The sequence below is a fragment of the Methylobacterium sp. AC832 genome (genome assembly GCF_979256025.1).
Genome location: NZ_CEEDMV010000004.1, coordinates 38,806 through 65,025, shown reverse-complemented (window position 1 = coordinate 65,025; position 26,220 = coordinate 38,806). Strand labels below are relative to the sequence as shown.

Here is a 26,220-nt window from a genome sequence, read left to right as displayed (position 1 = left end):
ATGGCCGGCATTCTCCATGCGGCTTGATGCGGCCGGGCTCGCCCGGCTGCCTCCCGCCGCGCCCGGCCTGCGGATCGGGCTCTATGGCGGGTCGTTCAACCCGGCCCATCTCGGCCACCGGCATGTGAGCCTGGTGGCGTTGAAGCGGCTTGCCCTCGACCGGGTGTGGTGGATGATCACGCCGGGCAACCCGCTGAAGGATCGCTCGGCGCTCGCCCCCCTCGATCGCCGGATCGCCATCGCCGAGGCCGTGGCAAACCATCCGCGCATCGCCATCACCGATTTCGAGACGCGGATCGGGGCCCGTTACACGCGCCAGAGCCTGGATTACCTCCGGGCCCGGCATCCAGGCATCCGCTTCGTCTGGATCATGGGCGCCGACTCTCTCGCGGCATTTCACCGCTGGCGCGATTTTCGTGCTATCGCCGCCATGATGCCGATCGCGATCATCGATAGGCCCGGTTTCACCCTGACGGCGACGAGTGCCCGAGGGGCGCAGGCCATGGGCCGGTGGCGCATCGACGAATCGGATGCGGGCCTCCTCGCCGATCTCGAACCCCCGGCCTGGGTGTTTCTCCACGGCCCGCGCTCGACCTTGTCGTCCACCGCCCTGAGGGCGGGACGGTGACGAGCGCGTCGCGACTCTTGAAAACGGAGAGTGATCGTTCCACTCTCTCCAGACTATAGATTGTTCAGATACAATGACCGCCGTCACTTCGGGAATCGAGACACTGACCGATTCGCACCATTCTGGAACCACAGGTTCCGACCACGCCGCCGATCAGAGGATCGGTGATCTGAAGACGCTCGCGCTCGATTGTCTCGAAGACATGAAGGCCGAGGAGACCATCGAGATCGATCTCGCCGGTCGGACCTCGCTGGCCGACACGATGATCATCACCTCCGGCCGCTCGCAGCGCCATGTCAGCGCCATCGCCGACCGCATCCTGCAGGAAATGAAGAGCAAGGGTTTCGGTACGGCCCGGGTCGAAGGCATGCCCGCCTGCGACTGGGTTCTGATCGATACTGGCGACATCATCGTCCATATCTTCCGGCCGGAAGTCCGCGGCTTCTACAATCTCGAGAAGATGTGGGGCGCGGACCGTCCGACCACCGACCTGCTGGCCGGCTGAGCATCGGATCGATGGCGCGGGGCGCCTGACGCGTGCGTCTGCTCGTCACGGCGGTCGGCCGCCTCAAACCCGGACCCGAACGGGACCTCGCATCCCGCTATCGCGAACGTGCGGTCCAGCTCGGTCGTGGCTTGGGTCTCACAGCTTGCGACGTCGTCGAGATCCCCGAGAGCCGCGCCCGGCGTGCCGTGGACCGCAGCGTGGAGGAGGGGGCGGCGATCCTGTCCCATGCCCCGGCCTCATCGAGCGTGCTGCTGGTCTATGACGAGCGCGGTCGCTCGGACTGGACCAGCGAACGCATCGCCGAGCGGATCGCGTCCTGGCGCGACGCGGCCACGGCGACGCTGGTCGTCGCCATCGGCGGCGCAGACGGGCTCGCTCCGGCGGTGCGCGCGCGCGCCGACCTCTCCCTCGCCTTCGGGGCGGCCACCCTGCCTCACGGCCTTGTGCGCGTGCTGGCGCTGGAGCAGGTGTACAGAACGCTGACGATCCTGGCAGGGCATCCCTATCATCGGGGCGACATCGACGCATGAGGGGCGGACACGCGCGGCGCGGGCCTGACGGCGGAGCGATCCGTATCGCTGCCTATGCGGCGATGGCGGTGCTGACGCTCGGTCCGGCCTACGCACAGGACGCTCCAAAGCAGCAGGACGCGCCGAAACCGCAGGATGCCGCCGGCGCCGACGCGATCCAGCGCGCCATCGACGAGAAGGCCCGCCGCGCCGAGAACCTGAAGCGGATCGAGGAGCAGCTCGCCGCCTCCACCGGTGCGCGGGCGAAGCTCGAAGCGGAGGTCGCCTCGGTCGCCGGAGACCGGGCCAAGCTGAATGCGGCCCTCCTCGACGCCGCCCGTCAAGCGCAGGCGACGGAGGGCAGGATGAGCCGGCTGGAGGAGCGCCTGAAGACGCTCACAGCCAGCGAAGCCGGCATCCGCCGCTCCCTCGAAGCCCGAAGGGGCGTCATCGCCGAGATCCTCGCCGCCTTGCAGCGCATGGGACGGAGGCCGCCTCCGGCAGTCCTGGTCCAGCCGGAGGACGTGCTCGCCGTCATCCGCACCTCGATGCTGCTCGGCGCGGTGGTGCCCGAACTGCGCGGCGAGGCCGAGACCCTGGCCGCCGACCTCAGCGAGATGGTGCGGCTCAAGGGGCTCATCGCCGCCGATCGCGAGGGCCTGCAGAACGACCTCGCGGGCTGGGCCAGGGAGCAGCAGCGGCTCAACGCCCTGATCACGGCGCGCCGCACCCGGCTCGCCGAAGTCGAGAGCGGCCTCGTCACCGAGCGCGCGCGCACGGCCGAGCTCGGTGTCCAGGCGAAAAGCCTGAAGGAACTCCTCGACCGGATGGAGAACGAGGTCGCCTCGGCCCGCCGGGCGGCGGAGGAGGCCCGCGCCGCCGAGACGAAGGAAGCGCGGGCGACCCAGGAGCGGTTCGCGGCGGCCGGCACGCGCGATCCCGCGCGGCTCGCCCCCAAGATCCGCTTCGTGGACACACGCGGCGACGTGCCGAGGCCGGTGAGCGGCACGACGCTGCGCAGCTTCAACCAGCCCGACGGCAATGGCGGAACGACCCGCGGCATATCGCTCGCGACCCGCCCGAAGGCGGTGGTTTCCTCTCCATCCGATGGGTGGGTGTCGTTCGCCGGGCAGTTCCGCTCATATGGACGACTCTTGATCATCAATGCCGGCGATGGCTACTATCTGCTGCTGGCCGGTATGGATCAGATCAACGTCGAGGTCGGGCAGTTCGTGCTTGCGGGGGAACCGGTGGCAGCTATGGGTGAGGGCGGCCAGGGCGCCACACCGGGCGACCGCGACGGACCGGTCTTGTACGTCGAGTTCAGGAAAGACGGCGGCTCCATCGATCCGGAGCCTTGGTGGGCGAAGAGCCCCAGCGAGAAGGTTCGCGGATAATGCGCAAGATTTCCCTAGTCCTGGCCGGCGCGTTCCTTGGCGTCGGTTCCTCACTCCTCGCCACCCAGACGCATCTGCTCTCCGGGACCAGCGCGGTGGCGGCTTCCGCCGAGACCTACCGCCAGCTCAGCCTGTTCGGTGACGTGTTCGAGAAGGTGCGGACCGACTATGTCGAGAAGCCCGACGAGGCCAAGCTGATCGAGGCGGCCGTCAACGGCATGCTCACCTCCCTGGACCCGCATTCGAGCTACATGGACTCGAAGAGCTTCCGTGACATGCAGGTGCAGACCAAGGGCGAGTTCGGCGGCCTCGGCATCGAGGTCACGATGGAGGACGGCCTGATCAAGGTGGTCAGCCCCATCGACGACACCCCCGCCTCCAAGGCCGGCATCCTCACCAACGACATCATCACGCAGATCGACGAGGACCAGGTCCAGGGTCTCACCCTGAACCAGGCCGTCGACAAGATGCGCGGCCCGGTGAACTCGCCGGTGAAGCTCAAGATCTCCCGCAAGGAATCCAAGGATCCGATCGACGTCGTGCTCAACCGCGACGTCATCAAGATCAAGCCGGTGCGCTCGCGCGCCGAGGGAGGCGATGTCGGCTACATCCGCCTGACGCAGTTCACCGAGCAGACCTATGACGGCCTGCGCAACGCCATCGACAAGCTCTCCGGGGAAGTGGGCCAGGACAAGCTGAAGGGCTACGTCCTCGACCTGCGCAACAATCCGGGCGGCCTCCTCGACCAGGCGGTGTCGGTCTCCGACGCGTTCCTCGACCGGGGCGAGATCGTCTCCACCCGTGGCCGCAACCCGGACGAGACCCAGCGCTTCTCGGCCAAGTCCGGCGACCTCACCAAGGGCAAGCCCATCGTCGTCCTGGTGAATGGCGGCTCCGCCTCGGCCTCCGAGATCGTGGCCGGCGCGTTGCAGGATCACAAGCGCGCCACCGTGCTCGGCACGCGCTCCTTCGGCAAGGGCTCGGTCCAGTCGATCATCCCGCTCGGCGGCAGCGGCGCGCTGCGCCTCACCACGGCGCGCTACTACACGCCGTCGGGCCGCTCGATCCAGGCCAAGGGCATCGAGCCGGACCAGGAGGTCCTGCAGGAGATCCCGGACGAGCTGAAGGGCAAGGACGAGACCAAGGGCGAGGCCGGCCTGAAGGGTCACCTCAAGCAGAAGGATGTGGAGGAGCGCGGCGGTTCGTCGGCTTACGTCCCGCCGGATCCGGCCAAGGACAAGCAGCTGATCGCGGCCGTGGACTTCATCCGGGGTATCCAGAAGGGCGCCGCCAACACGCCGAAGGCCGCCGTTCCGAACTGAAGATCACGGCTCCATCCTGAAACGCCGCCGGCGTCGCGGGATTTAAAGAAACGTTAACCAGCGCGGCCCGCAATGTCGGTCAGACCGACTCGGCGGGCCGCTTCGTTTCTCACACGATAAGCCCGCCTCGGTCGTTCGCGAGCCCTCAGGGAAACGGCTGACCGTGGCCACCGACGACATCCTGACCCGTCCGCTGGGAACCAAGAGTGCTGCGGCGTCCCGCACGCTCGGCCAGCGGCTGCGCGGTCTCTCGATGCCCCGGATGAGCCCGCCGACCTTGGTCGCCCTCGCGGCGGCCGGCCTCGCCATCGGAATCACGATCCTCGCCGTGACCGGCGATCCCCAGGGCGGCGAGCCCGCCGCTTTCGCCGCGATCACCCTGCGCGAACCGGCGGCCCCTGCTCCCGTGGCGAAGGCCCCCGAGCCTCCGCCCGCGTCGCCGGCGCCGCGTTCGGCCGGCGAGGTCGAGACGGCCTCGGGCGTCCGTGTGGTGCGGCCGGCCGGTGCCGCCGCCACCGATGCGGTGATCATCCGCGTGCCCGACAGCGAGCCCGTGCGCCTGGCCGCCCCCGATCCTCGCCTGCTGGAGCGGGGCCGTCATGGCAGCGTGCCGAAGATCGGCGACGGCCGCCGCCGGCCCCTCGACGTCTATGCCCGCCCCGATCCCGATGCGGGTGTGCCGGGCGCGCGCATCGCCATTCTGGTCACGGGCCTCGGCGTCGGGCAGGCCGCGACGGCGGGCGCCATCACCAAGCTGCCGCCGGCGATCAGCCTCGCCTTCTCACCCTATGGCGGCGATCTCGAACGCAGCGTCGCCCGCGCCCGCGATTTCGGCCATGAGATCCTGGTCCAGGCGCCGATGGAGCCGTTCGATTATCCCGACAGCGATCCCGGCCCGCAGACCATGCTGACGAGTTCGCGACCGCCGGAGAATCTCGACCGTCTGTCCTGGGTCATGAGCCGGTTCGGGGGCTATGTCGGTCTCGTGAACTTCATGGGAGCCAAGCTCGAAGGCGATGCCGCCGCCTTCGAGCCGGTATTGCGCGAGATCGGCGCGAGGGGGCTCGGCTTCGTGGATGACGGCGCGTCGTCGCGCTCGCTGGCGACGTCTCTCGGCGGCAAGCTCAAGATCCCCGTCGCCCGCGCCGAGATCGTCCTCGATGCCTTGCCGCAGGCGGACGCGATCGACCGCGAACTCGCCCGGCTGGAGGCCCAGGCCAAGGCGAACGGGTTCGCGCTGGCCTCGGCGGGCGCGATGCCGATGACGATCGAGCGGATCGCCCGCTGGGCGAGTGACCTCGAAGCCCGCGGCGTTCGCCTCGTCCCCGTCAGCACCGCCCTGCGGGGAGCGCCGCCCGCGCGGCTGTCGAGCGCGGGACCGTGAGAGGGATGCCGGTCGATCGGTTCGGCTGAATCTGCCAGTCGCTGAAGGACGAGGGCAAAGGCTTGTCGCTCGTCGTGCGGTCCGGGCGTGAGCATCCCCTCGCCCCGCTTGCGGGGAGAGGGACGCGTCTTCCCCTCGTCGGGGAGCGCGTCGAGGCGGCAGCCGAAGGTGAGGGGGCGATTCCGAAGGAGTCTTCTCCGACTTCGCCCCCTCACCCTCGCTCCGCTCATCACAGGCACGACAACGTGCCTGTGATCCTCTCCCCGCGCGCGGGGAGAGGGGAACCCGCTTATCCGTAGGGTTAGCGCTGCGCCAGGGTCTCGATGATGGCCGGCGAGGTCGGGGCCGGCATCTGCCCGGTGAGGGAGGCCGAGAGCATCGTCGGCAGGGTCTGATCGTAGCGCATGACGAGGGCGGCGAAGCGCGGCGGCTCCGTCTCGTAGGCCGGCTTGAACCCGCGCACCCGCATGAGCGCGGGAACCGAAGCCGCCACCATCCAGCGCGACCAGACCGCCTCGGCGACGAGAACCGGGCGGCGCTGGGCCGGGATCACGATCACGTCCTGGCCGGCATAGGCGAGGGCCTCGGGCCGGCTGACATCGCCGAGGGAGACGCCCTTGGCGGAGAGGGCGGCCCAGAAGGGATGCTGTGCCCCGTCCGAATAGGTGGTGCGCACGGCAGCGCTCCCATCCTCCACCAGGCTTGCGATGCGGGCCTCCTCCTGCACCCGGCGCACCGTCACCAGCGATTCCAGGGCGGGGTCCTTGTAGGGAAGGAAGGCGTAGCGGCCGGCGGTGACGGTGACGTTCGGCTCCTCGCCCGTCGCCTCGAACCGGTCCGAACCTTCCTTGAGCTGGCGCCAGAAGGCGATGTTCGGGTCCGTCCGGTAGCGGGCCATGTTCGCCGCGCTCATCCGGAACGGGTAGGACTGGAACTGGAACGCCGCTTGTCCGCCGGCGAAAGCATCGCGCGCGATGGCGTAGATCTCGCCCACGACCTGGTCGGTCATGGCGAAACACCCCATCGACGAGCAGACGCCGTGGACCATCACGGCCGAGCCGGTGAAGCCGTGCGCGCGGTCATAGGCGTTGGGGTAGCCGACATCGAAGGAGAGGTAGTAGCTCGAATTCGGGTTCATCTGGCGCGGGGGCACCGAGTAGAACCCTTCCGGCGTCTGGCGGTCGCCGGTCTTGCGCTTGGGGCCGAGCTGGCCCGACCAGCGGCAGATCGGAAAGGTCTTGATATGGACGAAGCGCCCACTGGCGGCCTTCTTCCAGACCTCGATCTCGGATTCCTTCTTGTAGGCTCTGAACAGGACCGGCGCCGAGACGCTGGTGCCCTTCTGGCTCATCAGCGCGAGGGTCGCCGCCGGGATCGGAGCCGTGGCCTTGGCCGATTGCGCCCGTGCGATGTCCGGCGCGGCGAGCCCCAGAGCCAGCAGGAGAAGCCAGGCAACGGCGCGGCGCTGTACGACTGGCGAGGGTAGAACGACCATGCCCGGCCCTGGAGAGGGATGCGCCGACCGACCGCCGACACCGTGCAACAGGGTGCACGAAGCCTTGCTTATCCCATCCCAATGGGGCGGCAATAGGGGAAGCGCCGCCGCCCTTCTTCTTTGGTCGACCGACGATCACTGACGCCGACGGGAATGCGGAGGTTCGGCGGGTCGAGGGACGCTCTGTCGCAAAGATCACATCGGAGGGAGATATCGTCGGCCTTGCATTCGTGGGTTGTCACCCCATGCCGGCAATGGAGCATCGAGATGCTGCGACCCATCAATCCGCCCGGTCCCTCGATTCCCGGCATCTCGCAGGCAATGCTGGTTGCGGAGGGCCGATTGCTCATCCTCTCGGGCCATGTCCCCTTCGATGGCGCCGGCGAAGTGGTCAGCGGGGATCTGGCGACCCAGCTCGACCGGGTGTTCCGGAATATGCAGGCGACGCTCCATGCGGCGGGCGCCGATTTCAGCGCCGTCGCGCGTCTCACGATCTATGTCCGGGACTATGATCCAAGCCAGCTCCCAATCATCCGGGCTGTGCGCGATCGCTGGATCGACGCCGAATGCCCACCGGCCAGCGCATTGATCGGCGTTGCGGCGCTGGCATTCCCCGACATGTTGGTCGAGGTGGATGCGATGGCGTTCCTGCCCGCCTAGCTACGCCACTGGTCAGCGGCAGCGGCGTGGCGAAGCGGACCGGAGGGGACAGCGGCCGGCAATGTCGGACGGGCCACCGGCGACGAGGAGGGGCGTGTCACGGCCCCGTCAGGCGGCCATCACCGTGTTGCGCTCCACATGCAGCACCGCGCCGAAGGGATCGTTCGCGTCGAGCGTATCGGTGCTCGGCAGGCAGACGATGAGGCCGCGGCCGGCTCGCGCCGCGCGCAGGCTGGCGAGGCGCGTCCTGATCTCGGCGGCCTTGCCGTCGTCCAGCGCGATGGCGACGACCACGATGTCCGGTTTGCGTACGAGGCAGCGGGCGAGGTCGATGCCGATGCGCTCGCGCGAGCCGATGGCGTTCTCCCCGAGGCTCGCCCCGCCGCCGCCCATGCCCGGCTCCACGCGGCTGGCGAGGCCGAGCCGGTAGACGGTTGATTCGAGGCCCTGCTGCACGAGGACCCGGCGCACCAGGGCTCGCACGCGCGGCTCCGCCCCGGCCTCCTCGCCGTTGATGCGGCCGAACAGGAGGTTCTCCTCCAGGCTGGCGGCCGGGTTCAGCCGGTCGGGATCGTAGAATTCCACCGCCGAGCGCAGGTTCTGAGGCAGAAGCCGCGCGAAAGAGTGGCGTGCGGCGACGATCCGGTCCTCGAAGGCGGCGTCGATGAGGCCGAACCGGTGCCGCGTCTCGCTGTAGCGAAGCGCCAATCCGATCAGGCGCTTGCGGTCGCGCTGGCCCGCCGGGCCCCGGCGCCAGCCCTTCGCCTCCGGCTGACGGCTGACGAGATCTTCGAAGAACCCGCGCTCGGCCGCGGGAAACAGCGAGAACGCGTCGAAGAGCGGGTGGTCGTCCGGAAGGTCCGCGAAGATCTCGATGGTGCTGCGCGCCACCTGGAGCCCGATCTCGGTGAAGGGCCGCGTCAGGTCCTCGGCCTCGAGCACGGCGCGCAGGTAGGGATGGGCCGCGATATGGCTGCCGGAGAAGGCCGGTCCCACGGCCTCGCCGAACAGGATGTTCTCGCCCACCGTCGCCTGATGGTTGTAGCGGGCGGGATCGAACGGCTCCACCAGTCGCGCCGCCTTGTCCTCCGCCAGGGCCTCGCGCACGGCGTGGCGGGCGGAGACGATGGAATCGGCGATGCCGGGTTCGGCGTTCGGGTCCACCGTTCCCTCGAGGCCGCGCGCATAGACGAAAGTGTCGAGCCCGGTCAGGTGCAGCACCTCGATGAGGTCCGCCTCGGACGGCTTTTCCTGCCGCGCCGCGCCGTAGAGGATGTTCTGTTCCAGCGTGCCCTCGATCAGGATCGCCTCGGCGCCGGCCAGCGCGATGTGGCTGGCGCGCTCGGCCGGGTCGAGGCTGCGCAGGTCGATCCCGTCATAGGTCACCGCGCCCGCGGTGGGTTCGAGCTGTCCGGCCAGCAGGGCGGCCAGCGCCCGCGCGCCGCTGCCGCGCTCGCCCACGATGGCGAGGTGGGAGGGCATCGCCACGGTGACGTCGACGCCGGCGAGGCGTTCGCCGCTGGCGGGATCGTAGACGCCGACGCCGGACGCGGCGAGTTCCCCGCCCTTCGGCAGCGCAGCGAAGGCGCCGGGCCTGTTGCCGCCGCGCCCTTCGAGGGACACGAGCGTCGCCGCCAGATCGCGGAAGACCGGCGCCACGGCCTCATGGATCGAGCGCAGGCGTAGCGTCACCGCCAGGGCCAGAACGGCGAGGGCGAAGCCGCCGCCGGCCGCCACCAGGGCACCGGGCTCCACCGGCATCGTCGTGCCGTCGTGCCCGCGCCAGAGCGCCACCGCCACGACGATGGCAGGCAGCAGGATGACGAGCGCCGTGGACGGCGCGCGCGCATAGGCGAGGCGCGATTCCGATGCCGCCAGCGCGTCGCGGGTGCTGGCCCCCTTGGCGGCGAGGCGGCTGCGCTCGAAGGCCGCCGCGCCGTGAGCGCGTACCGCCGGCATCCGCCGGATGAGATCGGCGAGGGCCCGCCCCGCCGCGCCCCCGGCCCGCAGACGCAAAGCCGCGCGATCGTGCACGCGCCGCTGGATCAAGGCGCGGGCGAGCCCGGATGCCAGGAGGCCGACGGCCACGGTGGGCATCAGGCGCGGGGCGGCCAGGGCGGCGAGAATCAGGGCGAGGATCCCGCTGCCGATCGCCAGCGCCGGCACCAGGACCGCCAGTCCGAACAGGGTGTCGAGGCGGCCCAGCATGTCGGCCAGGATCTGCGCCAGGGCGCGCGCCTCGTCGCGGGCGCTCGGCGGCGCGTGCAGGATCGCCTCGGTGACCCGACCATGCAGGGCCGCCACCGTGCGCGCCTGCGCCTGGAAGCAGAGGCGCGCCACCGCCCAGCCGAGGCCGGCCGAGGCCAAGGCCGCCGCCGCCAGGCCGAGGAAGGCCACGCGCACGAGGTCGGCCGTGGGCAGGGCCCAGCCGGCGAAGGCGACGAACGGCTCCGCTTCGCCCGTCCGCCACGGCAACGTCGCGGTGATTCGCAGGAACCGGCCCGCCGTTTCGGTATCGTGGACCTGGACGCCCACGAGGTCGCGCATGCACAGCAGCGCGAGAAACGCGAGGGGCCCCCCGAGACCGAGCGCGAGCCCCACCGCGGCGACATGCTCGCTCCGCGCGGTCCGCCAGGTGAAGGCGATCGGATCCCGGTCCATCGGCACTCTGTGCAAATCGCCCCGGGAAACCGAGGCTCGCTGAGCGGCTTAGAGGATCGGGCGCGGCGGCGAAAGCGCTGGGGCGCACCTCGGCGGGCCATGCCGCCATTCTCCCGGCGCCGTTCTTCAGCCTTCGTCCATCGAGCCGAAAGCAGCCATCCGGCGCTACACGCGCGCCACGAATGCCCTGTCGTGTTCGCGCCAGGCGATCTTCGTCACGGCATCGTCTTACGGCCAAGCTAGCACCGCGCCGCCAACAGGCTGCTGCCTTTTTTTCGTGCGAGGCTTCCGTGTCCACACCTCTCAAGACCGCCCTGCTTGCCGCGACGTGCCTCCTGCCGGTCGGTGCGCAGGCTCAGCAGATTCCGACCTCGCCGGGCATCGGCTTCACGAACAGCACCTCGGTCGTCCCCGGGACGGTCATTCCGCGCGTCCTCGACAGCTACATCGGCCTGATGACGTCCAATCCCGCCGTCATGATCCAGAACTACCAGACGGTGGTCGGGATGACGCAGGCCCGGAATGCGGACCAGACCCTGGCGGCGATCCACGACGACCGCACCGTACAGGCCTACAGCATCCTGAACGGGCTCGGCCCCCTCACCTCCGCCTACCTCACCGGGGCCGGGGCCTCGTTCACCGGCACCCGGCCGACGAGCCTTACGCCGACCACCTATGCGACGACGACGCTGGCCGACTACGCGGCCAACCTCAGCACCGGCGCGAGCGCGAGCGGAGGCGCGACGAGCTTCGGCGACGGGACGGCGACACCCCTCGCGGCGGCGGTCAGCTTCATCGACAACACGGTCCGGGCCAATGCTTCGACGGAACCGTCGAAGCGGGTCTTCGGGCGCTACCAGGGCCCCAATCCGGCCATCGACCCCCTGGCGCCCCGCTTCAACGATTACAACGCCATCACGAACAAGGCGGGCCTGACCACCGCGGACACGGCGAACTTCGTCGTGCCCGGCTACCTCTCCAATTTCCCCGTTCCGGCGGTCTACGGAACGACCGAGCGCTGGGTGAAGGGCTTCACAGTCACCCAGGAGATGATCGATGCCAATGGCGGACGACCGCTGACGGCTCCCAATGTCGGCTCCTTCGGCTCCACCGGCGCCTTCAACCCGACGACGTTCGGGGTTGGCGAGTACGTTCCGGGAATCGGGACCTCGCCCCGTCCGTTCCGCGTCAGCACGGCGGTCGACGTGCCGACGCTGCTCAACCCCCGCACCAACACCACGAATGCCTACGCGGATGGTGGCTATCCGAGCGGCCACACCAATTCGGGCTATCTCCAGAGCCTCGGTGTCGGCTTCCTCGTCCCGCAGCGGATGCAGGAACTCCTGACCCGTGCCTCCGAGCTCGGTAACAACCGCATCCTGACCGGCATGCACTCGCCCCTCGACGTGATGGGCGGCCGCATGCAGTCGACGGCGATCGCCGCCACCAACATCTACGCCGCCCTCTACGACGCGGCCGGCAACCGGATCGACTGGACCAACCCGGCCAATGCCGGCGCCTACGCCGTGTATCAGGCCTACCAGCAGACCCAATCCTATCTGGCCGCGAGCTGCGGGGCGGGGACCGTGGCGGGGTGCCTCGCCGCAGGAGCGGCCTCCGGAGCGGCCGATTCCTTCGGCAACGCCGCGCAGAACAAGGCGGATTACACCGCCCGGATGACCTACGGCTTCCAGCCGACCGGACCCAGCACGCCCCTGACGGCCGCCGAGGTGCCGGTCCAGGCGCAGGTGCTCCTTCTCACCCGCTTCCCCTATCTCAGCGACGCCCAGCGTCGGGAGGTGCTGGCGACGACGGGCCTGTCCTCGGGCTACCCGCTGCTCGACGGCAACACCTATGACGGCTGGGGCCGCCTGAATCTCGTAGCGGCGGCGGACGGCTACGGCGCCTTCAACGGCGCCGTCACGGTGACGATGGACGCCGCCAAGGGCGGGTACGACGCCAGCGACACCTGGCGGAACGACATCGGCGGAACCGGCTCCCTGACGAAGGCCGGCACCGGCACGCTCACCCTCACCGGCACGAACACCTATTCGGGCGGCACCACCATCGCGGGCGGCACCCTCGTCGCCTCCGCCGCCAGCCTCGGCTCGGGTGCCATCACCGACAATGCCAGCCTGATCCTCGACCAGGCCACCGACGGAACGCTGGCGAATTCCATCGCCGGCACCGGCATCCTGACCAAGGCCGGATCCGGTACTCTCAACCTGACCGGCACCAGCACGTTCAGCGGTCTCACGGGCGTCGCGCAGGGGCGTCTCGACGTGAACGGCAGTCTCGCGCATTCCGTGGTGACGGTGGGCGAGGGCGCTGCCATCGGCGGCACCGGCACGGTGGGCGGGCTCGTGGCCCGGTCCGGCGCGGCGGTGGCGCCGGGCAATTCCATCGGCACCCTCAACGTGGCCGGCAATGCCAGCTTCGCGCCCGGTTCCACCTTGCAGGTCGAAGCCAACGCCGCCGGCCAGTCCGACCGCGTCACGGCGACCGGCACCGCCACCCTCGACGGCGGCACCGTCCAGGTGCTGGCCGGTGCGGGCCGCTACGACCCGCGCACGAGCTACACCGTCCTGACCGCCGCCCGCGGCGTCACGGGGCAGTTCGCCGGCGTCACCTCCAACTTCGCCTTTCTCACCCCGACCCTGCGCTACAGCGCGGGGGCGGTCGACCTGACGCTGACCCGCAACGACATCGCCTTCTCCACCATCGCCCAGACCCGCAATCAGGCCGGCGTCGCCGACGCCATCCAGGCGGGCGGCGCGGGCTCCGCCCTCTACGGGCGCACCGTCGGACTGACCACGCCCGAGGCGCGCGCCGCCTTCGGGGCGCTCACCGGCGACATCCACGCCAGTGCCGCGAGCGCCCAGTTCGAGACCGCCTTCTTCGTGCGCGAGGCCATCCTCGACCGCCTGCGCTGGGGCGCGGCGGAGGTCGCCGATTACGGCAGCCTGCCGGCCACTTACACGGCCGACCTGCCGGGTCGGTCCGCTCCGGTGGCGCCCGTGCCCGTGCGGGTTCTCGACCCGCGCGTGTTCGGGCTCTGGGGACAGGGTTTCGGCAGCTTCGGCCAGGCCCGTAGCGACGGCAACGCCGCCGGGCTCTCGCGCCAGACCTCCGGGTTCGTGCTCGGTGCGGATCTCCGTCTGGAGACCGGCTTCCGCCTCGGTGTGGCCGGTGGCTACACCGCGACCAGCCTCGACAGCGCAGGGCGCCTCTCATCGGGCACGATCGAGAGCGGCTTCGGCGGAGTCTATGGCGGCTTCGAGCGGGGGGCCTTCGCGCTACGCCTCGGTGCGGTCTATGCCGACCAGTCGAGCCGCATGAGCCGGGTCGTGAGCTTCGCCGGGTTCTCCGACAACGACACGGCCCGCTACGGCGGCTCCACCGTGCAGGGCTTCGGCGAGGTGGGCTACCGCTTCTTCCTGGGCGCTGCCCAGCCCGTCCTGGTCGCCAAGGGCGGGGCGGCTCCGGCCCCGGTCCAGCAGACCTATATCGAGCCCTTCCTGGGCGGGGCCTACGTGTCGATCGGGCGCGACCGCTTCACCGAAGCGGGTGGGCTGGCGGCGCTGACGAGCGCGGCGCAGACCACCGAGGTGGCGACCTCGACGTTGGGCCTGCGCGGCCAGACCAGCTTCGATCTCGGGTCCGGTGCGCCGGTCTCGCTGAACGGGTTGGTTGGCTATCGCCGGGCCTATGGCGACGTGGTGCCCAAAGCCCTCCTGAGCTTCGGCACGGGGCCGAGCTTCCTCACCACGGGCACGCCGATCGGCCGGGACGCCCTGGTGGCACAAGCCGGGCTCGACGTGCGGGTGGCGCGCGGCACCACGCTCGGTGTGTCCTATACGGGCCAGGTGGGCGAGCGGGCGCAGGACCATGCCGTGAAGGGCAACTTCACCTATCGGTTCTGAACCTTACGGCGGACATTGCGCCGCCGGACCGCGCGGGTCCGGCGGCGTTTACATCCCAGGAGGAAATGGCCTCCGAAGGTCGCGCGCTTTCCCGGTGCCGACCAAGGCTTTCTGCGCGTGGAAGGCTGTTTGCGTGAAGCGGAGCGTTTCGGAAGGATTACCGGCTCCCGCGGGTGGGAAAATCCTCTAGAGTGGGTAGCTTGGCGGTCTCCCCAAGGACTCCGTCCTCCGCAAGCCCACCCGTTCCTCCCACGCGAAGTCCCCGAACCTCCATGTGCGAATTGCTCGGCATGAGCGCGAACGTGCCCACCGACATCCGTTTCTCCTTCGCGGGCCTCGCCCGGCGCGGCGGGGAGACCGGGCCTCACGCCGATGGATGGGGCATCACCTTCTACGAGGGGCGGGGCGCGCGCGCCTTCCACGAGCCCGAGCCGAGCGCGCGTTCGGTCCTCGCCAAGCTGCTGCGCGACTACGCGATCAAGAGCCGGATCGTGATCGCGCATGTCCGCAAGGCCAATCGCGGGCGGGTCGGGCTCGAGAACACCCATCCGTTCAGCCGTGAGCTCTGGGGCCGGCGCTGGACCTTCGCCCATAACGGCCAACTCAAGGGCGTGAAGAAGTGGCCGCTGACCTGGTTCAAGCCGGTGGGCTCCACCGACAGCGAATACGCGTTCTGCTGGATGCTCGACCGGCTGCAAACCCGCTATCCGAGCCTGCCGAGCCCGGCGCGGCTCGACAATGCCGTCGCTGAACTCTGCGCCGAGCTGCACGGGCTCGGCGTGTTCAACATGCTGCTCAGCGACAGCCGGACGCTCTATGCCCATTGCGGCAAGCGCCTGTGCTACCTCACCCGCTGCGCGCCGTTCGGCACCGCGACCCTCATCGACGAGGATTGGCACGTGGATTTCGCGCAGGAGACGCGGACCGACGACGTGGTGACGGTCATCGCCACCAAGGCGCTCACCCGCGACGAGTGCTGGACCGATGTGGAGCGCGGCCACATGCTCTCCCTGCGCGACGGCATCGTCCGCATCGTCAAGCCGGGAGTGCCGAAGCCGGTGCGAATTCCTCCGCCCTGTTCCGGGGTCGGGCGTCCCGACGGTCAGACCGGCCAGGCCGCCTCGCGGTAAGCGCTGTCCCAGAACATCCATTCGAGCTGCGTCGCGCGGGAGAAAGCGCGGTGCATCCGCTCACGCAGCGAGGGCGAGACCCCGAGCGCCGCGGAATCGGTGGTCGCGATCATCTCGGCGACGGCGGTGCCGAATTCCTCGCCCGCGTAGGTGTCGATCCAGGCGGCGTAGGGATTGCCGGTGCCTGCCCGTGCCAGGAGGATGTCGGTGCCGATCTCGGCATAGATCCAGAAGCACGGGAGCAGGGCGCCGAGCAGGACCTCGTAGGGCTCGGCATAGGCCGTGGCGAGGAGATACGAGACATAGTGGTCGCAGGCCGGCGAGAGCGGCGTCGCCGCGAAGGTCTCGGCCGTGATGCCGTAATCCCGGAAGAAGCCGCCATGGAGGGAGCGCTCGACCACGATCGCCGTCTCGGCGGCCTTGGCGAACTGCACGATGCCCTCGGGCTCCGGCGACTTCGCCGCCGCTAGGGCCAGCGCCCTTCCGAAGCCGATGAGGTAATGCGCGTCCTGCAGGATGTAGTGGCGAAAGCGGGCCTCCCCGAGGGTGCCGGCGGCGAGCTCGGCATTGAACGGCATCGTCCGGATGGCCTCGTAGGCCGTCTCGTTGCGCGCCCAGGCTTCGGCCGAGAAGCCGTTCTCGTCGACGGGGCGGATCATGAGCGGGGACCTTCCAGGGTAAGGCTGACCCCGTGGCGGACGCGCTGGCCGGGGGCGATGAGGCGCTGTGAATCCCGGCGGGTCAGGTCGCCGTCGAACCCGGCCCAATCGGCATGGCCGGTCCAGCATTCCAGGGACAGGAACGGCGCCGTGGGCTTCGTCCAGATGGCGAGGTGCGGGAAATCCGAGACATCCATGCGGATGGCGCTGCCGTCGGGCGCGGTGAAGCGCATCCGTGCGCTCGCCGCATCGCGCAGGACGATGGCCTCGGCGAATAGGTCGGGATCGAGGGGCAGGATGCGGCCTTCGAGGGGGAACGGACGCTCCTGGCGCAGGAGCAGGCCGCCATCCCCCACCTCCGGCGCCAGCGCCCGTTCGGGGTGCTCGAACTCCACCGCGTAGCCGCCACCCGCCTTGCGCTCCCCGCCGGCGAAGGGCCAGGGGAAGGCCGGATGGAAGCCCAGGGCGTAGGGCAGGTTCGTCCCACCGGTATTCTCGATCCAGATCTCGAAATCGAGATGGGCCGGGCCGACCCGCGTGGTGATGTCGAGTTGGAACGGATAGGGGTAGCGGGCGCGCGTCGCCTCGCTCTCGATGAGGCGCAACGTGACGCTGTCGTCGCTCTGCGAGACGATCGTGAAGGGCAGGTCGCGGGCAAAGCCGTGCTGGCCCATCGGATAGGCCGTGCCATCCACCCGGACCACGCCGCCGGACGAGGCGCCGACCACCGGGAAGAGCCAGGGCGCATGCCGGTTCCAATGCGCCGGATCTCCGTTCCAGATATACTCCCGCCCACCCACCTGCCAGGAGACGGGCTCGGCACCGGAGGCCGCGACCACCGCCACGGTGCCGTCTCCTGCCTTGAGAGTGATGCGGTCGCTCATGTGGTCTTCCTCGGTGCTGTCACGCTCGGGGCTTTCATGCTGACGCGGTTGTGGCCGCAGGCGGAGCGCCGGTCCAGCCTCGACAGGGACGATTAAGCGTTCACCGTCACGGAGAAATCCCGGCGCCGCGCCAAATTGCCCATACGGCTGGTCCGCCAAGTCAGGCATACAGTATTATGGCCAAGCTGATTCGGTCGGCCGAACCGGGTCCGTCTGGCTGAAACGTTCCCCATGGCCGACCTCCCGTCATGACGCTCACATCCCGTATCGTCGCGCTGGTCGTGCTCGCCCTCGTCCCTGCCATCGCGGTCCAGAGCTTCAACGAGCACGCGCTGCGCAGCGCCCGCGAGGATGCCGTGACGGCCTCGGCAATGCGCAACGCCCGCGCGGTGGCGGAAGACCTCACCCAGTTCGCCAGCGGCATGCGCCAGCTCCTCGATATCCTCGCGGAGGCTCCGTTCATCCGCGACCAGGAAGCGGCGGGGTGCACCAGCTTCCTGCGCTCCATCATCCGAAAGCTGTCGGGTGCCACGATCCTCATCGTGGCGGATGCGAAGGGGCAGCTCGTCTGCAACAGCCTGGGAATGGAGCGGGGCGCCTATTCCATCGCCGACCGGACCTATTTCCAGAAAGCGATGCAGTCGGGCGTGCCGGTGATCGGGGAATATGTGGTCGGTCGCGGCAGCCGGGTTCCCACCATCCAGTTCGCCTATCCGATCCGGGATTCCAGCGACAGGTCCTCCGGCCTGCTCATCTTCGGCTTCGATCCCGCCTGGCTGGGCGAGCGGCTGGCCCATGCCTGGCTGCCCAAGGACGCCGCCGTGACGGTGACCGACCGCAGCGGCACCATCATCGTCCAGAATCCCGATCTCGGCTCCTGGGTCGGTCAGACGATGCCGGCCGCCTTCGCGTCCGGTCTGGACAGGGCCAGCACCCTCGGAAGCGCCGTCGAGATGCCCGGTCTCAATGGAATCCGCCGCATCACCAGCGTGGTCCGTCCCGATGGCGCCCTCGACGGGATGACCGTCGCCGTGGGCCTCGCCCGCGATACCGCCTTCGCCGATATCGATGCGGCGACGCGGCGCGGCGTGATCCTGATCTTCCTCGGGACGCTCGTCGCCATCGTGGCGGCCTTGATCGGCGGCCGCGTCTTCATCCGCAAGCCGGTGCGGCGGCTGTTGAAGGCGTCCCGCGCCTGGCGTTCCGGCCAGCTCTTCGCCCGGTCGGGCCTGACGGGCCGCTCCGAATTCGGCCAGCTCGGCCAGGCTTTCGACGCCATGGCCGCCACGCTCGAGAAGCACGAGGACGGTCTGCGGGCCGAGCTCGAACGCACGCGCAGCCTGCAGGAACAGCAGGTGACGATGATGCACGAGCTGAATCATCGGGTGAAGAACACCCTCGCCACGGTCCAGTCCCTCGCCCGGCAATCGCGCGGCGGCGAGGAGCAGGCGGCGCAGTTCGAGGGCCGCATCCTCGCTCTGTCGAAGACCCACGATCTCCTGACCCGCGACGACTGGACCGGCGCGCCGCTCCGCGCCGTGCTCGAGAACGAGCTCAGCCCCTACCGCAGTTCGGCGGACCATATGGAACTCGTCGGCCCCGATATCGACCTACCGCCGCGCTACGTGCTGGCCTTGGGAATGACCGCCCACGAACTCACCACCAACGCGGCGAAATACGGCGCCCTTTCAGGCAGCCAGGGCCGCCTGTCGGTGATCTGGCGCGTCACTGAGGATGGCATGGGTGGGCGGCGGCTGGAAATCGAGTGGCGGGAACGCGGCGGCCCGGCCGTGGCGCAGCCGAAGCGCCGCGGCTTCGGCACCCGGCTCATCACCGGCGGCATCGCCCGCGAACTCGCGGGCTCGGTCGAGCTCGATTTCCAAGCCGAAGGCCTGCGCTGCCGGATCGACGTGCCGATCGAGACCGCGCCGACGGTCCGCTTCCACTGATCTACTCAAACCAAGTCTCGATCAGCGCGACGCATGGATCGGGCTCATCGAGACCTGGTTTAGAGGCTGCTCGATCAAATTTCTCGGCGGACGCTCATGCCCGAGTCGATCATCGGCCAAAGTCGATCATCCAATCAGCCCCCTCATCCTGAGGCGCCCGCGTCAGCGGGCCTCGAAGGAGCCCTGCAGTCATCGCGCGATCTCTGGAGCCCTCCTTCGAGGCCGCTACGCGGCACCTCAGGATGAGGTAAGACCTTGGACAACCACCGCAAACAGGCTTTTCGAAAAATCCTACTTGGCGGCGTTGGGGATGCCTTCGATCGGGCATTCCGGCGTGCCGAGATCGGGGCGGGTGATGGCGCGAACCGCCTCGCGGGTGCCGGCCGGGTCCTCGATCCAGCGACGATAGAAGTCGTAGGGACAATCGGCCTTGCCGGGCTCGTTTTCTTTCGAGTTGATCATGCCCGTATAGCCACGGTGCAGCAGTTTGAAGAGATGGTTCTCCGACTGCATGTTGGCGCGGGCGTCGCGGATGAGGAACTTCGACAGGGCGGCATATTGAACGCCCATTTCCTCGGTGCCGCATTCGCCGAGCGTCCGGCCGTCGAAGCCGATGATCGCCGAATGGCCGAAATAGCTATAGACGCCGTCGAAGCCGGCCGCATTGGCCACAGCCACATAGGTGTTATTGGCGAAAGCCATCGCTTTCGACATCAGGATCTGCTGCTCCTTGGCCGGATACATGTAGCCCTGGCAGCGGATGATGAGTTCGGCGCCCCGCATGGCGCAGTCGCGCCAGATCTCGGGGTAATTGCCATCGTCGCAGATGATGAGGCTGATCTTGAGGCCCTTCGGCCCGTCCGAGACATAGGTGCAATCGCCCGGATACCAGCCCTCGATCGGGGTCCAGGGCATGATCTTGCGGTATTTCTGCACGATCTCACCCTGGTCGTTCATCAGGATGAGAGTGTTGTAGGGCGCCTTGTTCGGATGCTCTTCGTGGCGCTCGCCGGTGAGCGAGAACACGCCCCAGACACCCGCCTTCCGGCAGGCCTCGGCGAAGATCGCGGTCTCCTCGCCGGGCACGGCGGATGCGGTCTCGTACATCTCCTTGCCGTCGTACATGATCCCGTGGGTCGAGTATTCGGGGAAGATCACAAGATCCATGCCGGGCAGGCCAGACTTCATGCCCACCACCATGTCGGCGATCTTCCGCGCGTTCTCCAGGACTTCGGCCTTCGTATGGAGACGCGGCATCTTATAGTTGACGACCGCGACGCCGACGCTGTCGTTGCTCGAGGAAATGTCGCCGTGCATCATGGGTGGGGTTCTCCTGGATTCGGGAGTGCAATGCGCCGTTTCCCTCCCCCGCAGAGGGGGAGGGTGTGGCAGCTTTCAGTGGCTGATCATCCACGGCCGCGCGTTGGGGAAGCTTTTGGCGGCCGCCGGCTGCTTGGTTTTCGAGGCCCCCGAGCAACAGCCGCAGCCGGCCCCGTGTCCCGATGATTTGCGGGGCGCGTGGGCACTCCGCTCGTTGACCGCATGCGCCTTGCGCCGTCCCGCATCCATGGAGGCGAGGTTGGGCGCGGTGAGGAAGGCACGGCCGCAGGACGAGCCGCAATCGGGGCAGTCATGCGGGTCCTTGAACTGCGCCATCGGGCGCAGCACCGTGAAGGGCCCGCAGGCGTCGCAGGCATAATCGTAGACGGGCATGGGGGCCTCTTGAAGGATCGACAATGGGCGACGCGACGGGGGAAACGTACTTCCCCCTAAAGGGCCTTCGGTCTCATGCATCGCATGCGTCGCGCGCCTTCCCTCCCCCTTTTGGGGAGGGATCGAGGGTGGGGGTGGTTGGGTGACCCTCGACCTCTGGAGGCTGGCGGAGCCACCCCCACCCCTAACCCCTCCCACAAGGAGGAGGGGGACGCGCTCGACTGAAGGGCAGAACCGCCTCTCAAAGATCCGGCGAGAGCGGCATCTGGATCGAGCCGTCGATATGCTTGATCGGCCCGTCCGCACCCGGATTGATGTCGAAGTCGAAGATCTTCGTCGGAATCCAGAGCGTGGCGCAGGCGTTGGGGATGTCGACGACGCCGGAGATGTGGCCCTGGACCGGGGCGGTGCCGAGGATCGAATAGGCCTGGGCGCCCGAATAGCCGAACTTCTTCAGGTATTCGATGGCGTTGAGGCAGGCCTGCCGGTAGGCCACGGTCACGTCGAGGTAATGTTGCTTGCCGTATTCATCGACGGAGATGCCCTCGAAGATCAGGTGATCGTCGAATTTGGGCGTCATCGGCGACGGCTTGAAGATCGGGTTCTTGATCCCGTATTTCGACATACCGTCCTTGATCAGGCTGACCTTGAGATGGACCCAGCCCGCCATTTCGATGGCGCCGCAGAAGGTGATCTCGCCATCGCCCTGGCTGAAATGCAGGTCGCCCATGGAGAGGCCGGCGCCCGGCACGTAGACGGGGAAGTAGATCTTCGAGCCGCGCGACAGATCCTTGATGTCGCAATTGCCGCCATGCTCGCGACCCGGCACCGTGCGGGCGCCTTCCGCCGCGGCCTTGTCCTTCGCCTCGCCCTTGAGCCGGCCCATATGGGCGGTGGGGCCGAAGGGCAGCGTGGCGAGCGCCGGCACCCGGCCGGGATTGGTGTCGTAGAGCGCCTTCTCGCGGGTGTTCCAGGTGTCCAGCATCTTCGGATCGGGCAGGCAGCCGATCAGGCCGGGATGGATCAGGCCGGGGAAGCGCACGCCGGGGATGTGGCGCGACTTGGTGAACATGCCCTCGAAATCCCAGATCGACTTCTGCGCCTGGGGGAAGTGTTCGTCGAGGAAGCCGCCGCCGTTCTTCTTGGAGAAGAATCCGTTGAAGCCCCACTGGCTCTCGGGCTTGGCGCCGATATCGAGGAGATCGACCACCAGGAGATCGCCGGGCTCCGCGCCCTCGACGCCGATGGGGCCGGAGAGGAAGTGGACGATCGACAGGTCGATGTCGCGCACGTCGTCGGCGGAATCGTTGTTCTTGATGAAGCCGCCGGTCCAGTCATAGGTCTCGACGATGAAGTCGTCGCCGGGCTTGACCATGGCCACCATCGGAATGTCCGGGTGCCAGCGATTGTGGACCATGTCGTTGTCGTAGGCCGACTGCGTCAGGTCGACCTTGATCAGGGTCTCAGCCATCGTTGTTCGACTCCCTCTGGCGTGACCGGGGCGTGCGCCCCGTTTGGGCCGGCCGGCTCATCCGGCGGGCCGTGGACGATGGCCGGCGGCGCCCTTGGCGGCGCTGCCCGGCGTTCAGCTCGCGAGCAGCTCTTTGAGCGCGGCGTCGAGCGTGGCGATGTCGTCGGGGCTGGTGCCGGGGCCGCCGGCGAAATGGCCCCACCAGGTCTCGATCACCCGCAACTCGGCGTTCGGCATCGATTCCGCCTCGATCCGGTTGTCCTCCGGCGGGAAGTACAGGTCGGTGGAGGCCGGCATCAGGATCGCCTTGGCGCGGATCGCGGCGAGGGCCGCCTTGGTGTCGCCCTTGAAGACCGGGTTGGCGCCGATATCGCCGTTCTGCCAGGTCCAGAGCATGGCCAGCAGATCGTTGGCGTCACGCGAGTAGAACAGGCCTTCCCAGAACCCGACGAGGAAATCCTCCAGGGACGCGTAGCCCATATGGGTCAGGTCGGCTTCGATCCGGTAGAAGGTCTGCGACAGGCCCCAACCGGCATAGACCCGGCCGAAGGCCCGCAGCCCCTTGTTCGGCGGCGACGTGTACCAACCCTCCGCGAAAGCGGCGTCCGCCTGCAGGGCGGCTTTCGCCCCTTCGAGGAAGACGAAGTTGTGCCGCGAACACTTGGCCGAACCCTGAAACGGCAGGATGCGCGGAACCATGTCGGGATAGAGCGCGCCCCAATGGTAGGTCTGGAGCGCACCCATCGACCAGCCCGTCACCAGCACCAGCGTCTCGATGCCGAAATGCTCGGTGACGAGGCGGTGCTGGGCCACGACGTTGTCGTAGGCCGTCACATTGGGAAAGCGCGGCCCGTCCCAGGGGGCGGGCGTGTTGCTCGGCGAGGACGAAAGCCCGTTGCCGAACATGTTCGGGATGATGATGAAGTATTTGTCCGGGTCGAGGGCCTTGCCCGGCCCGATCAACCATTCGTTCTCCGTGTGCTGGCCCGAATACCAGGTCGGATAGACGATGGCGTTGTCCTTGGCCGCGTTGAGCGTTCCGAAGGTTTTGAAGGCGAGCTTGGCCTTGCGCAGCGTCTTACCGCATTGGAGCACATAGTCGCCGAGTTCGAAGATCTCGTAATCCGCCATGGGGGCTCCCTGGAGCTGTGTTGCGGAACGGCGGGCGGATGCTGCCCCGGCGATCAGACCGAGAGGAAGCGGGCGACCTGTGCCTCGTCGATATCCGCCCGCATCGCCTCGTGGACGATGTGGCCGTTCTCGATGACCAGCACCCGGTCGGCGACGTCGAGGGCGAAGCTCAGCACCTGCTCCGAGACGACGATGGAAAGGCCGCGCTCGTCGCGGATCTTCTTCAGGGTCCGTCCCATCTCGCGGATGATCGAGGGCTGGATGCCCTCGGTCGGCTCGTCGAGGAGGAGCACCTTCGGCCGGCTGGCCAGGGCCCGCGCGATGGCGAGCTGCTGCTGCTGGCCGCCGGAGAGGTTGCCGCCGCGCCGCGCCTTCATTTCCAGCAGGACCGGGAACATCGTGTAGAGGTCCTGCGGAACCTTGCGCTCCTTGGTGACGGTCAGGCCCGTCTCGATATTCTCCTGCACCGTCATGGCCGAGAAGATCATCCGGCCCTGCGGCACGTAGGCGAGGCCGCCCGCCACGCGCTGGTGGCTCTTGAGGGCGGTGATGTCCCGGCCGTCGACCGTGATGGTGCCGGACTTCACCGGGACGATCCCCATCAGGGTCTTCATCAGCGTGGTCTTGCCCATGCCGTTGCGGCCCATCACGGCGACGATCTCGCCGGGGGCGATGCTGATGTCGAGGCCGTGCAGCACCTCGCTCTGGCCATAGGCTGAGTGGAGGTCGCGGATCGCCAGCATCGGCTGAGCCCCGAGGGCGGGCGCCGGCGGGAGGGTGGCCGAGGCGGAACTGGTCTGAAGCATGGCGCCGGTCCTGTTCAGTGGCCGAGATAGACTTCGATGACCTTCGGGTCGTTCTTCACCCGCTCCATCGAGCCTTCGGAGAGCACCTTGCCCTGGTGCAGCACGGTGACCCGGTGGGCGATGTCCTCGACGAACTTCATGTCGTGCTCGATCACCAGCACCGAGCGGCCGACGATGATCTGGTTGAGGAGTTCGGCGGTCTTGATGCGCTCGCCGACACTCATTCCGGCCACCGGCTCGTCGAGCATCAGGAGTTCGGGGTCCTGGATCAGCAGCATGCCGATCTCGAGCCATTGCTTCTGGCCGTGGCTGAGGAACTCGGCCCGCTCTTTGAGTTGATCTTTCAGGAAGATCATGGTCGCGACTTCGTGGATACGGTCACGGACCTCGGCATCGCGTTTGAAGGTCAGCGCACCCCACACCGTGCGGCCGCGGGGGAAGGAGATCTCCAAATTCTCGAACACCGTGAGGTCGTCGTAGATCGACGGCGTCTGGAACTTACGGCCGACGCCGGCCTGGACGATGGCGCTCTCCGAGATCTTGGTGAGTTCCTGGCCCTTGAACTTGATCGACCCGGCGCTGGCCTTGGTGCGCCCGCAGATCAGGTCGAGCACCGTGGTCTTGCCGGCGCCGTTGGGGCCGATGATGACGCGGATCTCGTTGGGATCGACGTAGAACGACACGTCGTTCACCGCCTTGAAGCCGTCGAAGGAGACGGTGAGGGCTTCCACTGAGAGGAGGAAGTCCTTCGCGTCGGGGGATTCGCCGATGATCGGCGAGCTCAGGATGGCGGCGTTCATCGTCAGTCTCGCTCCTATTCGGCGGGGGTGCCGTGGGGGACGGGCGCACCCACCGGCGCCAGGGCCTTCACCTTGCGGGTCAGGCGCGGCTCGACATAGCTGCGGTAGATGCCGGCCAAGCCGTTGGGGAAGGCGAGCACGACGGCGATGAACAGGGCGCCGAGGCCGAAGAGCCAGAGTTCGGGGAAGCTCTCCGAGAAGGTGGTCTTGGCCCAGTTGACCAGAAGCGTGCCCCAGACGGCGCCGAACAGGGACAGGCGCCCGCCGACGGCGGCGTAGATCACCATCTCGATGGAGGGCACGATGCCGACGAAGGACGGCGACATGAACCCGACCTGCAGGGTGAACATCGCCCCGCCGATGGCGGCGAAGCCGGCCGCGAGGCAGAAGGCGAAGACCTTGAACCCCGCCACGGAATAGCCCGAGAACCGGACCCGGTCCTCCTTGTCGCGCATGGCGAGGAGGATGCGCCCGAGCTTGGCCTTCTTCACGTATTGCGCCGCCAGGATGCAGCCGAGGAGCAGGCCGCCATTAACGAAGTAGAGGATGAACTTCGCGCTGTCGGTGCGGATGTCCCAACCGTGCAGGGTCCGCAGGTCGGTGATGCCGTTGATGCCGCCGGTATAACCCTGCTGGCCGACGATGAGGATCGTCAGGATGGCGGCGATGGCCTGGGTGATGATGGCGAAGTAGGTGCCGCCGACCCGGCGGGTGAACATCGCGAAGCCGATGATGAAGGCGAAGAACACCGGCACGGCCACGACGAGGATCAGCGTCAGCGGCAGGCTCTGGAACGGCTTCCACATCAGGGGAAGTTCGGTGATCTGGTTCCAGTCCATGAAGTCCGGGATGCCCGGCGTCGACTGGATCTTGGTGTTCTCGACGCTGGAGGCTTCGAGCTTCAGGTACATGGCCATGCAATAGCCGCCGAGCCCGAAGAACACGCCCTGTCCGAGAGACAGGATGCCGGCATAACCCCAGCACATGACGAGGCCCAGCGCCACGAAGGCGTAGGTGAGGTACTTGCCGACGAGGTTGAGGCGGAACGCGTCGAGGGTCGCCGGCAGGACGAAGAGGATGAGACCGGCGAGCAGCGCGAGGCTCACCCACTCCATCGGTTTCATGAAGGGATTGTCGTTCACGGTGAGCGACTTCGACAGGGTCTGGACGGGGCTTGTCATCGGGATGGC

The 26,220-nt window shown here is 68.3% G+C and carries 21 protein-coding genes; 10 read left to right on the top strand and 11 right to left on the bottom strand.

Translation table 11 applies throughout. The annotated features are described in order from the left end of the window. Positions 1-16 precede the first annotated feature (16 nt). The 6 genes from AC0IXR_RS15045 (at position 17) to AC0IXR_RS15020 (ending at position 5,748) form a co-directional block, all read left to right on the top strand. Positions 17-628 carry a nicotinate-nucleotide adenylyltransferase gene (locus AC0IXR_RS15045; protein ID WP_471761332.1) on the top strand — a complete coding sequence of 204 codons (612 nt, stop codon included), beginning with the start codon at positions 17-19 and terminating at the stop codon, positions 626-628. Positions 629-701: 73 nt separating this feature from the next. Next, a complete protein-coding gene (rsfS, locus tag AC0IXR_RS15040) occupies positions 702-1,133 on the top strand; it encodes a ribosome silencing factor (RefSeq protein WP_311275799.1) in 432 nt (143 codons plus the stop codon). A 32-nt stretch (positions 1,134-1,165) separates the two neighbouring features. After that, complete coding sequence (gene rlmH / locus AC0IXR_RS15035; protein WP_056422305.1) at positions 1,166-1,666, top strand: 23S rRNA (pseudouridine(1915)-N(3))-methyltransferase RlmH; 501 nt, start codon at positions 1,166-1,168, stop codon at positions 1,664-1,666. A 62-nt stretch (positions 1,667-1,728) separates the two neighbouring features. Then, complete coding sequence (locus AC0IXR_RS15030; protein WP_461225250.1) at positions 1,729-3,042, top strand: murein hydrolase activator EnvC family protein; 1,314 nt, start codon at positions 1,729-1,731, stop codon at positions 3,040-3,042. Next, positions 3,042-4,364 carry a S41 family peptidase gene (locus AC0IXR_RS15025; RefSeq protein WP_056422300.1) on the top strand — a complete coding sequence of 441 codons (1,323 nt, stop codon included), beginning with the start codon at positions 3,042-3,044 and terminating at the stop codon, positions 4,362-4,364. Before AC0IXR_RS15030 ends, AC0IXR_RS15025 begins: the two co-directional genes overlap by 1 nt. Before the next feature lie 157 nt (positions 4,365-4,521). After that, complete coding sequence (locus AC0IXR_RS15020; RefSeq protein ID WP_471761578.1) at positions 4,522-5,748, top strand: divergent polysaccharide deacetylase family protein; 1,227 nt, start codon at positions 4,522-4,524, stop codon at positions 5,746-5,748. A gap of 301 nt (positions 5,749-6,049) precedes the next feature. On the opposite strand, the gene AC0IXR_RS15015 is transcribed toward AC0IXR_RS15020, so the two are convergent. Beyond that, positions 6,050-7,243, bottom strand: coding sequence for a L,D-transpeptidase family protein (locus tag AC0IXR_RS15015; RefSeq protein WP_471761331.1), 1,194 nt, complete (start codon positions 7,241-7,243; stop codon positions 6,050-6,052). Between the two features lie 267 nt (positions 7,244-7,510). Between AC0IXR_RS15015 and AC0IXR_RS15010 the strand changes: the two genes are divergently transcribed. Then, complete coding sequence (locus tag AC0IXR_RS15010; RefSeq protein ID WP_471761330.1) at positions 7,511-7,903, top strand: RidA family protein; 393 nt, start codon at positions 7,511-7,513, stop codon at positions 7,901-7,903. A gap of 108 nt (positions 7,904-8,011) precedes the next feature. Here AC0IXR_RS15010 and AC0IXR_RS15005 read toward each other — a convergent pair whose 3' ends face one another. Continuing rightward, positions 8,012-10,564 (bottom strand): ATP-binding cassette domain-containing protein, encoded by a 2,553-nt coding sequence (locus AC0IXR_RS15005; protein WP_471761329.1) that lies wholly within the window; start codon positions 10,562-10,564, stop codon positions 8,012-8,014. A gap of 290 nt (positions 10,565-10,854) precedes the next feature. Between AC0IXR_RS15005 and AC0IXR_RS15000 the strand changes: the two genes are divergently transcribed. Continuing rightward, the gene (locus AC0IXR_RS15000) at positions 10,855-14,487 is read left to right on the top strand and encodes an autotransporter family protein (RefSeq protein ID WP_471761328.1); all 3,633 of its coding nucleotides are present in this window, start codon (positions 10,855-10,857) and stop codon (positions 14,485-14,487) included. 272 nt (positions 14,488-14,759) lie between these two features. After that, positions 14,760-15,617 carry a class II glutamine amidotransferase gene (locus AC0IXR_RS14995; RefSeq protein WP_056422280.1) on the top strand — a complete coding sequence of 286 codons (858 nt, stop codon included), beginning with the start codon at positions 14,760-14,762 and terminating at the stop codon, positions 15,615-15,617. Here AC0IXR_RS14995 and AC0IXR_RS14990 read toward each other — a convergent pair. Together AC0IXR_RS14990 and AC0IXR_RS14985 are read right to left on the bottom strand one after the other, a co-directional pair. Next, positions 15,590-16,276 carry a TenA family protein gene (locus AC0IXR_RS14990; RefSeq protein ID WP_471761327.1) on the bottom strand — a complete coding sequence of 229 codons (687 nt, stop codon included), beginning with the start codon at positions 16,274-16,276 and terminating at the stop codon, positions 15,590-15,592. The two genes, AC0IXR_RS14995 and AC0IXR_RS14990, sit on opposite strands and share 28 nt — an antisense overlap. After that, a complete protein-coding gene (locus tag AC0IXR_RS14985) occupies positions 16,273-17,160 on the bottom strand; it encodes an aldose 1-epimerase family protein (protein ID WP_461234624.1) in 888 nt (295 codons plus the stop codon). The genes AC0IXR_RS14990 and AC0IXR_RS14985 overlap by 4 nt, the downstream gene beginning before the upstream one ends. 248 nt (positions 17,161-17,408) lie before the next feature. Here AC0IXR_RS14985 and AC0IXR_RS14980 point away from each other — a divergent pair, with 248 nt between their 5' ends. Further along, entirely contained in the window at positions 17,409-19,109 is a 1,701-nt protein-coding gene (locus AC0IXR_RS14980) for a sensor histidine kinase (RefSeq protein WP_471761326.1), read from the top strand. A gap of 291 nt (positions 19,110-19,400) precedes the next feature. Here the strand turns inward: AC0IXR_RS14980 and AC0IXR_RS14975 are convergent, their stop codons facing one another. The 7 genes from AC0IXR_RS14975 to urtC form a co-directional block, all read right to left on the bottom strand. Further along, complete coding sequence (locus tag AC0IXR_RS14975; RefSeq protein ID WP_018041700.1) at positions 19,401-20,429, bottom strand: aliphatic amidase; 1,029 nt, start codon at positions 20,427-20,429, stop codon at positions 19,401-19,403. 75 nt (positions 20,430-20,504) lie between these two features. Further along, positions 20,505-20,822 (bottom strand): FmdB family zinc ribbon protein, encoded by a 318-nt coding sequence (locus tag AC0IXR_RS14970; RefSeq protein ID WP_018041701.1) that lies wholly within the window; start codon positions 20,820-20,822, stop codon positions 20,505-20,507. 241 nt (positions 20,823-21,063) lie between these two features. Then, on the bottom strand, positions 21,064-22,293 hold the full coding sequence (fmdA, locus tag AC0IXR_RS14965; protein WP_056422266.1) for a formamidase: 1,230 nt from the start codon (positions 22,291-22,293) through the stop codon (positions 21,064-21,066). A 114-nt stretch (positions 22,294-22,407) separates the two neighbouring features. Next, on the bottom strand, positions 22,408-23,424 hold the full coding sequence (locus AC0IXR_RS14960; RefSeq protein ID WP_056422260.1) for an alpha/beta fold hydrolase: 1,017 nt from the start codon (positions 23,422-23,424) through the stop codon (positions 22,408-22,410). A gap of 53 nt (positions 23,425-23,477) precedes the next feature. After that, a complete protein-coding gene (gene urtE / locus AC0IXR_RS14955) occupies positions 23,478-24,230 on the bottom strand; it encodes an urea ABC transporter ATP-binding subunit UrtE (RefSeq protein WP_056422257.1) in 753 nt (250 codons plus the stop codon). A 14-nt stretch (positions 24,231-24,244) separates the two neighbouring features. Beyond that, positions 24,245-25,030 carry an urea ABC transporter ATP-binding protein UrtD gene (urtD, locus tag AC0IXR_RS14950; RefSeq protein ID WP_018041704.1) on the bottom strand — a complete coding sequence of 262 codons (786 nt, stop codon included), beginning with the start codon at positions 25,028-25,030 and terminating at the stop codon, positions 24,245-24,247. Between the two features lie 14 nt (positions 25,031-25,044). Beyond that, entirely contained in the window at positions 25,045-26,211 is a 1,167-nt protein-coding gene (gene urtC / locus AC0IXR_RS14945) for an urea ABC transporter permease subunit UrtC (protein WP_207414355.1), read from the bottom strand. Between the last annotated feature and the right edge of the window lie 9 nt (positions 26,212-26,220).

Coding starts and splice junctions, on each gene's coding strand:
- AC0IXR_RS15045 (WP_471761332.1), top strand. CDS start 17: ATGCGGCTTGATGCGGCCGGGCTCGCCCGGCTGCCTCCCGCCGCGCCC.
- rsfS (WP_311275799.1), top strand. CDS start 702: ATGACCGCCGTCACTTCGGGAATCGAGACACTGACCGATTCGCACCAT.
- AC0IXR_RS15030 (WP_461225250.1), top strand. CDS start 1,729: ATGGCGGTGCTGACGCTCGGTCCGGCCTACGCACAGGACGCTCCAAAG.
- AC0IXR_RS15025 (WP_056422300.1), top strand. CDS start 3,042: ATGCGCAAGATTTCCCTAGTCCTGGCCGGCGCGTTCCTTGGCGTCGGT.
- AC0IXR_RS15015 (WP_471761331.1), bottom strand. CDS start 7,243: ATGGTCGTTCTACCCTCGCCAGTCGTACAGCGCCGCGCCGTTGCCTGG.
- AC0IXR_RS15010 (WP_471761330.1), top strand. CDS start 7,511: ATGCTGCGACCCATCAATCCGCCCGGTCCCTCGATTCCCGGCATCTCG.
- AC0IXR_RS15005 (WP_471761329.1), bottom strand. CDS start 10,564: ATGGACCGGGATCCGATCGCCTTCACCTGGCGGACCGCGCGGAGCGAG.
- AC0IXR_RS14995 (WP_056422280.1), top strand. CDS start 14,760: ATGTGCGAATTGCTCGGCATGAGCGCGAACGTGCCCACCGACATCCGT.
- AC0IXR_RS14990 (WP_471761327.1), bottom strand. CDS start 16,276: ATGATCCGCCCCGTCGACGAGAACGGCTTCTCGGCCGAAGCCTGGGCG.
- AC0IXR_RS14985 (WP_461234624.1), bottom strand. CDS start 17,160: ATGAGCGACCGCATCACTCTCAAGGCAGGAGACGGCACCGTGGCGGTG.
- AC0IXR_RS14980 (WP_471761326.1), top strand. CDS start 17,409: ATGACGCTCACATCCCGTATCGTCGCGCTGGTCGTGCTCGCCCTCGTC.
- AC0IXR_RS14975 (WP_018041700.1), bottom strand. CDS start 20,429: ATGATGCACGGCGACATTTCCTCGAGCAACGACAGCGTCGGCGTCGCG.
- AC0IXR_RS14970 (WP_018041701.1), bottom strand. CDS start 20,822: ATGCCCGTCTACGATTATGCCTGCGACGCCTGCGGGCCCTTCACGGTG.
- fmdA (WP_056422266.1), bottom strand. CDS start 22,293: ATGGCTGAGACCCTGATCAAGGTCGACCTGACGCAGTCGGCCTACGAC.
- AC0IXR_RS14960 (WP_056422260.1), bottom strand. CDS start 23,424: ATGGCGGATTACGAGATCTTCGAACTCGGCGACTATGTGCTCCAATGC.
- urtE (WP_056422257.1), bottom strand. CDS start 24,230: ATGCTTCAGACCAGTTCCGCCTCGGCCACCCTCCCGCCGGCGCCCGCC.
- urtD (WP_018041704.1), bottom strand. CDS start 25,030: ATGAACGCCGCCATCCTGAGCTCGCCGATCATCGGCGAATCCCCCGAC.
- urtC (WP_207414355.1), bottom strand. CDS start 26,211: ATGACAAGCCCCGTCCAGACCCTGTCGAAGTCGCTCACCGTGAACGAC.